This is a genomic window from Streptomyces sp. SM1, assembly GCF_002910825.1.
In the GTDB taxonomy this organism is placed as follows: Bacteria; Actinomycetota; Actinomycetes; order Streptomycetales; family Streptomycetaceae; genus Streptomyces; species Streptomyces okerensis.
On the sequence record NZ_NEUB01000369.1, the window covers coordinates 1 to 10,512 of the forward strand.

The window sequence follows — 10,512 nt, forward strand, 5'->3', positions numbered from 1 at the left end:
CGGACCGACGCCTGTCGCGTCCGCGCCGGGAACAACCGCCGTCTGGCCGGCCTCTTCACCGGCACCGACCTGCTGCTCACGCCCACGACGCCGACCGCGCCGCACGGCCACCAGGGCCCCGGTGACGTCTACTCCACCGCGCTCACCTGGGCGTTCAACGTCAGCGGGCACCCCGCGCTGAGCCTCCCGGCCGGGTTCGGTGCCGACGGCTGCCCGGCGGGACTCCAGCTGGTGGCCCCGTACGGGCGGGAGGGGCTGCTGCTCGCCGTGGCACGGGAGGCGGAGCGGCGCGGGGCCGGCGCCTGAAGCTCTCGGAACCTCCGGGATGGCAGCACCGAGCTGAAGGACGCCGGGGCCCTGTCCCGCGCGAAGACGTCCTTCGCGCGGGAGGCACCCCGCGCCCGCCATCCCTACGAGGCCGCCCGACCCCCACGGATCACCGGCCGGGCCCGGCGGCACCCGTGCCACCGCGTTGTCACGCGGTGATGTCCTTCGACGTGAACCTCGCCCAGGCCGCCGAGCCGAAGACGGCCGCGTAGAGGGCCTGGAGGCCGAGGTTCTTCGTCAGGTCGTCCCAGTGGACCGGCTCGCGCATCAGGTCGGCGAAGGACAGCCAGTAGTGGGAGAACAGGTAGGGGTGCACGGCGTGCAGCTGCGGGATCTGGCCGACGATCTGGACCGTGATCAGCAGCCCGACCGTGGTCGCCATCGCCGCGATGCCGCTGCTGGTCAGCGTCGAGACGAACAGGCCGAGCGCCGCCACCCCGACCAGGGACGCGGCGACGACCAGGGCGATCAGCAGGGCCCTGACCAGGCCCTCGGAGAAACCGATCCGGGTGCCCGAGATGGTCGTGAGGTCGCCGAGCGGGAAGAGCAGCGCGCCGGTGGCGAGCGCCGAGACGGCGACCACCAGGGTGGCGACCAGACAGAAGACCAGGACCGCCGCGTACTTGGTGAACAGCAGGCGGGTCCTGCCGGCGGGGGCGACCAGGAGGTAGCGCAGGGTGCCGGCGTTCGCCTCGCCGGCGAGGGCGTCGCCCGCGACGACCCCGACCGCCATGGGCAGGAAGAACGGCAGGGTGGCGGCGAGCGCGGTGAAGACCAGGAACAGGCCGTTGTTGGTGATCTGCGAGATGAACGCCGGCCCTCCGCCGCCTCCGCCACCGGCCGACGAGCCGTCACCGGTCTCGATGCGCACGGCGATGCCGACCAGGACCGGTACGGCCGCCAGCACCCCGAGCAGGGCGAGGGTGCGCCAGCGCCGGAAGGTGGTGAGCAGTTCGCTGCGGAACAGGCCGAGGGTCCACAGCGGGCTCGCCCTCCGCACCGCTTCAGCCCGCGACATCGAACCCCTCCCCGGTCAGTGCCACGAACGCGTCCTCCAGGGAGGCGCGTTCGACCCCGAAGCCGCGCACCCGGACGCCGGCCGTGACCAGTGCCGCGTTGACCTCGGCGAGGTCCCGTTCGGGCGCCTCGCCGGTCACCCGGTCCCCGGCCACGACGACGTCGGCGACTCCCTGCTCCTTGAGCACCCGGGCGGCGTCCGCCGGGTCCGGTGTGGTCACCGCCAGCCGGCCGCGGGCTCCCGCGGCCAGGTCGGCGACCGGGCCCTGGGTGATCAGGCGGCCCTGGGCCATCACGGCGGCGTGCGTGCACACCTGCTCGATCTCGTCGAGCAGGTGGGAGGAGAGGAAGACGGTAATTCCGTCCGAGGCCAGCGCGCGGACGAGGGTGCGGATCTCCCGCATGCCCTGCGGGTCGAGGCCGTTGGTGGGCTCGTCCAGGACGAGCAGCCGGCGTGGCTGGAGCAGGGCGGCCGCGAGACCGAGGCGCTGCTTCATGCCGAGGGAGTACGCCTTCGCCTTCTTGCCGGCGGCGGCCGTCAGGCCCACCCGGTCCAGTGCGGCGGCGACGCGGACGCGCCGGGTGCGCGGATCGGCGGTGGGGTCGGCGGAGTCGTACCGGAGCAGGTTGTCGCGCCCGGAGAGGAAACCGTAGAGGGCGGGGCCCTCGATGAGGGCCCCGACGTGGGGCAGCACGGCGCGCGCGGAACGCGGCATGGGGCGCCCCAGGACGTGCGCCGTGCCGGAGGTCGGCTCGATCAGGCCCATCAGCATGCGGATGGTGGTGGTCTTGCCCGAGCCGTTGGGGCCGAGGAAGCCGAAGACGCTGCCCTCCGGGACGGTCAGGTGCAGACCGTCGACGGCGAGCTGTCCGCCGCGGTAGCGCTTGGTGAGCGCGCGGGTGGCGATGACCGCACCGTCACCCGCGCGGACGCCCGGTTCCGCGCCCGCGCCGTCCGGCTCCCTGACGGACGCCTCGCCCATCGGCTCCCTCGTTCCCTGTCACGTCCAAGGTTTCAGGGCCTTACTTCCCCGCGTCGGCCGCCTTCACGAGCGCGTCCTTGGTGACGGCGCCCACATAGACCGTGCCGTCCTCGGTGACGAGGGCGTTCACCAGGCGGGTACTGAAGACCGTGCCGGTGCCGAACCCGCCCTTGACCGGGTCGCCGAGGGAGCCGACGAAGCCACCGAGGTCACCGCCGACGTCACCGGTGGGCAGGCCGCCCCCGGCGCCGGTGTCGAAGGTGGCGACGGTGTTCCAGCCCTCACCGAGCATCTTGAGCCCGTCGAGGCCCTTGGCGAGGTCCTCCCCGGACTTCGGCGCGCGCTCCGGCGTGCGGGAGGGCCCGGAGCGGTCCCGGCCCCGGTCCAGTTCGCCGTCCTCGGTCACCTCGGCGCCCTTGGGCGGGGTGAAGTCGAAGGTCGACGCGGCCGGCCGGTCGAAGCTCACCTTGTTGAAACCGACGTCCACGACGGCCGCGCCGCCGCTCGACGGGGTGAGCGTGAACTTCAGCGGCATACCGGTCTCGTGGTCGACCGCGATGCTGATCGCGCCGACCGTGGAGCCGGCCTGCTTCGGCTTGACGACCAGCTTGTACGCGTCCCGGCCGGCCACCTGGGCGGTGCCGTCGACGGTCACGGACGTGGTGTCGTCGACCGCCTTCAGCGCCTCCTCGGCGAAGTCCTTCGGGGTGGCCGGGGGCCGCTGCTCCCGGTCCTTCCCGGAGGCGTCGACCGTGCCGTGGTAGACCTCGTTGGACGCGCTGTCGTAGCCCCAGACGTCCTCACCGTTGTGGATCAGGCTGTACTCGGCGGCGTCCTCCAGGATCGACACCTTCTGCCGGTCCGGGCCGTCGGCCGCGATGCGCAGCGTGTGCGTGCCGGACGTCAGTTCGGTGAGCTTGGCGGACGGATCGGCCGAGGAGCCGTCGTCACCGCCCTGTCCCATCGCGCCGGACGTGAGGCCGCTCTCCAGGCCGCCGAGGTTCGGCAGTCCGAGGTCGGTGGTGATCTTCACGGTGCCGGACAGCTGCTCGACGTCCGACTTCGCGATCTTCTCGATCAATTGTGCGGCGGTGATCTCCGGCAGGTCGGGGTCGCCGGAGGCGGCGATCGCGGGGACGAGCCCGATGGTCGCGGCCGCCATTCCGATCACCGTGACCGGGACGACGTACCGCGCGGCCCTGCGCCGCCCCGTGCGCGGCTCGTCGACCTCCCCCGGGGTGGTCCTGTCGTCGTCGGATTCGTACGGTGCCATGTGTGCCCTCCGTGGTCGGCGGCGGCTTCCGTCTCGTGTCCTCGCACCAGTCTCGCCCTGAGCCGCCATTCTCACCCGAACCGGTGAGAAGTGGTGTTGTCCGTCGTTGTCCATCTGACCAAATCCCGCAGGTGAATTCGTCAGACCGCGGGCGCAACTCCGTGTACTGCTGGGGTATGACACGGAGGGCGATTTCGTCCCCCGACCAGTAGGGGTCACGGGGAGCCGGGGCCGGTGACGGCGGAGGGACCGGCCCGTCCCGCGCGGGAACCCACCGCCTCGGCCCAGCCCGCGCGGCGCGCCACCGTCCCGGCTCGGCGCGCGCGGGACCCCACTACGCCGGCTCAGCCCGCGCGGTGCACCACCGCGTCGCACAGCTGCACGAGTGCCGCCTTCGCGTCGCATTCCGGCAGCGGGGCCAGCACCGTGCGGGCTTCCTTCGCGTACCGCACGGTGTCCCGGCGGGCCTGCTCCAGGGCGGGGTGGGCGCGCAGCAGCCGCAGCGCCTCGGCGTGCCGGGCGTCGTCGGTGAGGTCGGAGTCGAGCAGCTCGCACAGGGCGATGTCCTCGGCCAGCCCCAGCCGGGCGGCGCGCTCACGCAGCCGCAGCACGGGCAGCGTGGCGATGCCCTCGCGCAGGTCGGTGCCGGGGGTCTTGCCCGACTCGTGGGTGTCGGCGGCGATGTCCAGCACGTCGTCGGCGAGCTGGAAGGCGACGCCGAGCCGCTCGCCGTACTGGGTGAGCACGTCGACCACCGTCTCGTCGGCGCCGGACATCATCGCGCCGAAGCGGCAGGAGACGGCGACCAGCGAGCCGGTCTTGCCGCCGAGCACGTCCAGGTAGTGGTCGACCGGGTCGCGGCCGTCCTGCGGCCCCGCGGTCTCCAGGATCTGACCGGTGACCAGCCGCTCGAACGCCTCGGCCTGCACCCGCACCGCCTCGGGGCCGAGGTCGGCCAGGATGTGCGAGGCACGCGCGAAGAGGAAGTCGCCGGTGAGGACCGCGACGGAGTTGCCCCAGCGGGTGTTCGCGCTGTCCACCCCGCGCCGCACCTCGGCCTCGTCCATCACGTCGTCGTGGTACAGCGTGGCCAGATGGGTCAGCTCCACGACCACGGCGGAGGGCACCACGCCGGGCGCGTAGGGGTCACCGAACTGGGCGGCGAGCATCACGAGCAGCGGACGGAACCTCTTGCCGCCGGCCCGCACCAGATGCTGGGCGGCACCCGTGATGAGGGGGACCTCACTCTTGGTGGCCTCGAGCAGCCCTTCCTCGACAGCCGCCATTCCGGCCTGGACATCGGCTTCCAGAGCCTGGTCCCGCACGCTCAGCCCGAACGGCCCGACGACGGTCACGAGGGGTCTCCTGTCTGCTGGTGTCCACTGGCGATTACACGGAATGTCGATACGTCGCTGCCCTCACTCGAGTCAGCGTATCCGGTCACCTTTCGATCACCACCGGCACCCGGGGTTACAGGCAGGGCGATACGGGATCAGGAGCGGGACCATTCCGATCGATTGCCGACAACGGACATTCCCCTACCTTCTCGGACATGAATGCGCCTGAACCATCCTGCCCGGCACGTCGCCCGATGTGTCGCAATTGGCGCACGGATTCCCCTTGACGGCAAATGCTCCCGCATCTTGCGATCAGTGAAGTGAGTCACGCGCGGACCGCCACCCGCATCGCCCCGCCGCGCCCGCGTCCACCCTTCCCCCGGGCGGGAGTTGACCCTTGGCACTCGCAAAGGATCAAGTATCCCAAATCACCCGTTCGAAGATCAAAGGGCTGCTTGTGTGACGTCCTCACTTGTTCCCGACATCCGCTCTCGCATACGTTCCGGGCCTGTCGGGCGGACGCCGAATCCTGCCACCGCCCGCATCACACCCACCCACGAACTCACGCACGGCAGGAGCGGGGGACCCAGGTAAGTCGCCGGGCCGGCCACACGCCGGAACGGCTCGGGGTGAAGCCATGCCCGCAGGGGCACGGCCGGGCACTCTCCCGCCCGAACCCGACAGCTCACCTCGCAGGCGTAGGAGAGGAACACCGACATGCCCGCTTCCGGTCAGCCCCGCTTCGGCCGCCGCCTCGTCCGCTCCCTCGCCGTCGCCGGCACCGGCGTCGCCGTGGTCGCCCTCCCGCTGTTCGGCGCCACCGGTGCCGCCGCGGCCACCACGACGTCCACCACCGCCACCACCGCCACCACCGCCACCACCGCGACGACGTACCCGGACACCCTCGACGGCTGGATCCGCGAGTCGCTGTCCGTCATGGCGCAGAACGGCATCCCGGGCTCCTACGAGAGCATCCACCGCAACATCATGCGCGAGTCCTCCGGCAACCCGGCCGCCATCAACCTGTGGGACTCCAACGCCGCCGCCGGCACCCCGTCGAAGGGGCTGCTGCAGGTCATCGACCCGACCTTCCAGGCGTACCACGTGCCGGGCACCGCCTTCGACCCGTTCGACCCGGTCGCGAACATCACGGCGGCCTGCAACTACGCCGCCGACCGCTACGGCTCCATCGACAACGTCTTCGGCGCGTACTGAGCCGCACGCTGACGGCCGAGCACGGCCGCACCACCGAACAGTCGCTCGAGGACGACGGCCACGCCGTCGTCCTCGTTCGACGTGGTGACCTCGTCGGCCACCGCCTTCAGCTCGGGATGCGCGTTTGCCATGGCGACGCCGTGCGCCGCCCAGTCGAACATCGGGATGTCGTTCGGCATGTCGCCGAAGGCCACCGTCCGCGCCGGGCTCAGCCCCAGATGCTCGGCGGCGAGCGCGAGCCCGGTCGCCTTGGTCACCCCGCACGGCTGGAGCTCCACGGTCCCCGGGCCCGACATGGTGACCGTGGCCAGCGAGCCGACCACCGACCGCGCCGCCGCCGCCAGCGCGTCGTCGGACAGCCGCGGGTGGCGCAGCAGCACCTTGCTGATCGACCGCTCCCACAGATCGCTCCGCCGCTCGACCCGTACCGCGGGCAGCGTCGGGTGCGGCATCAGATAGCCGGGCTCGATCAGCGTCAGCCCGTCGACCCCGTCCTGGTCGACCGCGGCGTAGACCTCCCCCACCTCGGCCTCGATCTTGCCGAGAGCGGTCTCCGCCAGCTCCCGGTCCAGCGTGACGGACCACAGCAGCCGGCCCGCGCCCGCGTCGTACACCTGCGCGCCCTGTCCGCACACGGCGAGCCCCGTGCTGCCGAGATCGTCGAGCAGCGGCCGCACTCTGGGGGCCGGGCGCCCCGTCACCACGAGGTGCTGGGCACCGGTTTGCGCCACCCGCGCGAGGGCGGCGAGGGACCGGTCGGACAGGGTGTCGTCGCCGCGCAGCAGCGTCCCGTCCAGGTCGGTGGCGATGAGCGAACAATCGGTGGGTGCGGCCATGATCAGAGAATACGGACAACACGACCGTCCGATTCACGGTGCTCGTATCCGCTCGCTTTCGGTGCGATTCCCCTTCCGTAGGCGCCGGGTACGGACCGGTTCACGACTCTTTCACCGTTTGGCAAGAACATCGCCCGCTCTCTACCGTGCGCCCGGGATCGGGCGGTACCTTCCAGGAGTCCAGGGGGGACTTGATCGGGGGGTCAGGTGAGCAGTGGACGTGTGCGCGTGCTGAGGCCCGAGGAGCTCGGCGAGGGGGAACGGGAACGCTGGCGGGAGCTGCGCGCCGCGACGGACGCACCGCGCAGCCCTTTCATGGAACCGGAGTTCGCCGTCGCGGTGGGCCGGGTGCGGCCCCGGGCCCGGGTGGCGGTGCTGCACCAGGGGGCCGGCCCGGCGGGCTTCCTGCCGCACGAGCGGGGTCCACTGGGCCGGGGCCGGGCGATCGGGCTCGGGGTGTCCGACTGCCAGGGCGCGGTCCTGGCTCCGGGCGTCACCCCGGACGCCGCCGAACTGCTGCGTGCCTGCTCGGTGTCGAGCCTCGCCTTCGACAACCTGGAGGCCGGCCAGGAGCTGTTCGTGCCGTACGCGGCCGAGGAGCACGCCACGTACGTCATCGACGTGGAGAAGGGCTACGAGACGTACGAGTCCGTGCTGCGCGCCCGGTCGCCGAAGTTCCTGAGGACCACGCTGGCCAAGGAGCGCAGGCTGGGCCGCCAGGCCGGACCCGTGCGGTTCGTCTTCGACGAACGCGAACCCGCGGCGCTGCGGGCGCTCATGGAGTGGAAGTCGGCGCAGTACCGCAGGACCGGGCGCCGCGACCGGTTCGCGCAGGAGTGGATCGTCCGGCTGGTGGGCCGGCTTGCCGGGACCCGGGCCGCTCAGTGCACCGGCACGCTGTCGGTCCTGTACGCCGGTGACAGGCCCGTCGCCGCGCACTTCGGGCTGCGTTCAACCACCGTCCTGGCCTGCTGGTTCCCGGCGTACGACCCGGAGTTCGCGAAGTACTCGCCCGGGCTGGTGCTGCATCTGCGGATGGCCGAGGCGGCGGCCGGCAAGGGCATCGGCCTGCTCGACATGGGGCGCGGTCCGGCCGCGTACAAGGACTCGCTGAAGACCGGCGAACTCGCGGTGTACGAGGGCGCGGTGACCCGTCCGGGGGTGGGCTCCGCGCTGCACTGGATGGGCCGCGAGCCCGCGCGCCGCGCGCACGGCTTCGTCCGCGCACGCCCGCGCGCCGCGTCGCTGGCGTCACGGGCCCTGAAGGGCGCGGCACGGCTGCGCCGGCCGTGAGGACGGGGAACGGGGAGGGGAGGACCTATGTCCGGCAGAGGACGAGCGGGAGCACGAGCGGGAGCACGGGCACGGGCACGGGCACGGATGCGGGCACGGATGCGGGCACGGATGCGGGCACGGATGCGTACGCGGATGCGTACGCGGGAGGAGATACGGCGGTTCCTGGCCATCGGCCCGGTGCAGGTCGCCGAACTGGACCTGAAGCCGGGCGGGGACGAGGGCGAGGGCCGGCACGGGGCTGATCTCAGACCCGGGCCCGGCAGCCCGCCGGTGACCCACGGCGAGGTGTTCCTGCTGGTCCGGCAGGCAGGACGGCCGGTGGGCACCCTGCTGACACGCGTGCCGGAGGGGACGGATCCGCGGACCGCGCTCGCGGAGGCGGCACGCAGCGGGTTCCCGGGGATCACGGGGGCGGCGAGGGCTGCGCGGGTCACAGGAGACACGGGGGCCGCGAGGGGTGCCGGCGTGGGGTGTGCACCGGGATCCGGCGGCGAGCGGGCCGGTGCCGTCCCGCCGTTCGCCTCGGTCGTCGTGGCCACCCGGGAGCGGGCCGGCCGGCTCGCCCGCGCGCTCGACTCGCTCCTCGCGCAGGAGCATCCGCGGTTCGAGGTCGTCGTCGTCGACAACGCCCCCGTGACGAGTGAGACGCGCAAGCTGGTGGAAGGCGAGTACGGCGAGCGGGTGCGGTACGTGTGCGAGCCGGTGCCCGGACTCGCCGTCGCGCACAACAGGGGACTGGCGACGGCCCGGGGCGAGGTGGTCGCGTTCACCGACGACGACGTCGTCGCCGATCCCCGCTGGCTCACCGAGCTGACCGCGCCGTTCGCGGCCGACCCGCGGCTCGGCTGTGCCACCGGCCTGATCCTCCCCGCCCGGCTGCGCACCCCGGCCCAGGTCCTGCTGGAGAGTCACGGCGGCTTCGCGAAGGGCTTCACCCCGACGACGTACGACCCGCATGACCCGCCCCGTGACGAGCCGCTGTTCCCGTTCGCCGCGGGCCGTTTCGGCTCCGGCGCGAACATGGCCTTCCGCGCGGAGGCGCTGCGGGGCGTCGGCGGCTTCGACCCGGCCACCGGTGCCGGGACGTCCGCCCGGGGCGGCGACGACCTGTACGGCTTCGTACGCGTCCTCGCCCAGGGGCACCGGCTGCACTACACGCCGTACGCGCTGGTGTGGCACCACCACCGGGAGACCTGGGCCGATCTGGAGACCCAGGCGTACGGCTACGGCGCCGGCCTCACCGCCTATCTCACCGCCGTCCTGGTCAACCGGCCCACGCTGCTGCCCGCGTTCCTCGCCCGGCTGCCGCGCGGTCTCGCGCACGCCCGCACGCTGACCGCCGTACGCGACACCGACGGTGGCGGCGGGACGCCGGGCGCCCATGACAGCCGGACCCATCCATGGCCACGCCGGCTGTCGCGGCTGCAGCGCAGGGGGATGGTCCAGGGCCCGCTCGGCTATCTGCGGGCTCGGCGGGCGCTGAGCAGCGGTCCGGGGAGGGACGCGCGATGAACCCGGCGCAGGCGGCCCAGGCCATACCCGTTTTCCTCTACCACGCCGTGATGGACGACCCACCGGAGTGGATCGCCGAGTTCACCGTGACGCCGCGGGAGTTCGCGTCCCAGCTCGACGCCGTCGTGGACAGTGGCCGCACCCCGGTCACCGTCGGCGCTCTCGCCGATCGTCTCGCCGGGCGGGCGCCGCTGCCCGCCCGGCCGGTGCTGCTCACCTTCGACGACGGCTTCGCCGACCTGCCGGGCCCGACCGCCGAGGCGCTGGCCGGGCGCGGGCTGTCCGCCACCGCGTATCTCACCACCGGCGCCATCGCCCCGGGCGGCCGCAGTCTGCTGCCGCCCGCCCCGATGATGACCCTGACCGAAGCGCGACGGCTGGAGGAGTCCGGCATGGAGATCGGCAGCCACACGGTCACCCACGCCCAGCTCGACACCCTGACCTCCCGGCGGCTGCGTGCCGAACTGCTGGACTCCAGGGCCGTGCTGGAGGACACCCTCGGCCATGCCGTCCCCCATCTCGCCTACCCGCACGGCTACAACAGCCCACGGGTGCGCGCGGCGGCCGCCCGGGCCGGCTACGAGACGGCGGCCGCGGTGCGGCACGCGCTGAGCTCGGAGCGCGACGAGCGCTACCGCATCGCCCGTCTGATCGTCCGCCGCGGCCACACCGTCGCCGACGTCGAGGCCTGGCTGGCGGGGTGCGGAGCGCGGATC

Annotated in this window: 10 protein-coding genes and 1 riboswitch; of the genes, 5 read left to right on the forward strand and 5 right to left on the reverse strand. The window is 72.9% G+C overall.

All coding sequences use genetic code 11. The features are described 5' to 3' along the window. On the forward strand, nt 1–306 hold a 306-nt coding region (locus B9S61_RS09395; RefSeq protein ID WP_219819903.1), incomplete at its 5' end, for an amidase family protein. A gap of 169 nt (nt 307–475) precedes the next feature. Here B9S61_RS09395 and B9S61_RS09405 read toward each other — a convergent pair. From B9S61_RS09405 to B9S61_RS09420, 4 genes are all read right to left on the reverse strand, one after another. Next, nucleotides 476–1,345, reverse strand: a complete 870-nt coding sequence (locus tag B9S61_RS09405) for an ABC transporter permease (RefSeq protein WP_103541849.1) — start codon at nt 1,343–1,345, stop codon at nt 476–478. Further along, the gene (locus tag B9S61_RS09410; protein ID WP_103541850.1) at nt 1,332–2,327 is read right to left on the reverse strand and encodes an ABC transporter ATP-binding protein; all 996 of its coding nucleotides are present in this window, start codon (nt 2,325–2,327) and stop codon (nt 1,332–1,334) included. Before B9S61_RS09410 ends, B9S61_RS09405 begins: the two co-directional genes overlap by 14 nt. Before the next feature lie 40 nt (nt 2,328–2,367). Beyond that, nucleotides 2,368–3,600, reverse strand: a complete 1,233-nt coding sequence (locus B9S61_RS09415) for an outer membrane lipoprotein carrier protein LolA (protein WP_103541851.1) — start codon at nt 3,598–3,600, stop codon at nt 2,368–2,370. A 344-nt stretch (nt 3,601–3,944) separates the two neighbouring features. Beyond that, nucleotides 3,945–4,955, reverse strand: a complete 1,011-nt coding sequence (locus tag B9S61_RS09420; protein WP_103541852.1) for a polyprenyl synthetase family protein — start codon at nt 4,953–4,955, stop codon at nt 3,945–3,947. Nucleotides 4,956–5,481: 526 nt separating this feature from the next. Next, a riboswitch (cyclic di-AMP (ydaO/yuaA leader) is annotated at nt 5,482–5,649 on the forward strand. Between the two features lie 5 nt (nt 5,650–5,654). Between B9S61_RS09420 and B9S61_RS09425 the strand changes: the two genes are divergently transcribed. Next, entirely contained in the window at nt 5,655–6,152 is a 498-nt protein-coding gene (locus B9S61_RS09425; RefSeq protein ID WP_103541853.1) for a transglycosylase SLT domain-containing protein, read from the forward strand. Here B9S61_RS09425 and B9S61_RS09430 read toward each other — a convergent pair. Then, nucleotides 6,116–6,988, reverse strand: a complete 873-nt coding sequence (locus B9S61_RS09430; protein WP_103541854.1) for an HAD family hydrolase — start codon at nt 6,986–6,988, stop codon at nt 6,116–6,118. The two genes, B9S61_RS09425 and B9S61_RS09430, sit on opposite strands and share 37 nt — an antisense overlap. Nucleotides 6,989–7,195: 207 nt before the next feature. Between B9S61_RS09430 and B9S61_RS09435 the strand changes: the two genes are divergently transcribed. The 3 genes from B9S61_RS09435 to B9S61_RS09445 all read left to right on the forward strand — a co-directional run. Continuing rightward, nucleotides 7,196–8,281 (forward strand): GNAT family N-acetyltransferase, encoded by a 1,086-nt coding sequence (locus B9S61_RS09435; protein ID WP_103541855.1) that lies wholly within the window; start codon nt 7,196–7,198, stop codon nt 8,279–8,281. 123 nt (nt 8,282–8,404) lie between these two features. Next, nucleotides 8,405–9,796 carry a glycosyltransferase family 2 protein gene (locus B9S61_RS09440; RefSeq protein ID WP_181007310.1) on the forward strand — a complete coding sequence of 464 codons (1,392 nt, stop codon included), beginning with the start codon at nt 8,405–8,407 and terminating at the stop codon, nt 9,794–9,796. After that, the coding region (locus B9S61_RS09445) for a polysaccharide deacetylase family protein (RefSeq protein WP_103541857.1) at nt 9,793–10,512 on the forward strand (720 nt) is incomplete at its 3' end. The genes B9S61_RS09440 and B9S61_RS09445, both read left to right, overlap by 4 nt.

Bases quoted from the DNA above. Each gene is read 5' to 3' on its own strand.
- B9S61_RS09440 (WP_181007310.1), top strand. From the start codon at position 8,405: ATGCGTACGCGGATGCGTACGCGGGAGGAGATACGGCGGTTCCTGGCC.
- B9S61_RS09415 (WP_103541851.1), bottom strand. From the start codon at position 3,600: ATGGCACCGTACGAATCCGACGACGACAGGACCACCCCGGGGGAGGTC.
- B9S61_RS09410 (WP_103541850.1), bottom strand. From the start codon at position 2,327: ATGGGCGAGGCGTCCGTCAGGGAGCCGGACGGCGCGGGCGCGGAACCG.
- B9S61_RS09430 (WP_103541854.1), bottom strand. From the start codon at position 6,988: ATGGCCGCACCCACCGATTGTTCGCTCATCGCCACCGACCTGGACGGG.
- B9S61_RS09405 (WP_103541849.1), bottom strand. From the start codon at position 1,345: ATGTCGCGGGCTGAAGCGGTGCGGAGGGCGAGCCCGCTGTGGACCCTC.
- B9S61_RS09425 (WP_103541853.1), top strand. From the start codon at position 5,655: ATGCCCGCTTCCGGTCAGCCCCGCTTCGGCCGCCGCCTCGTCCGCTCC.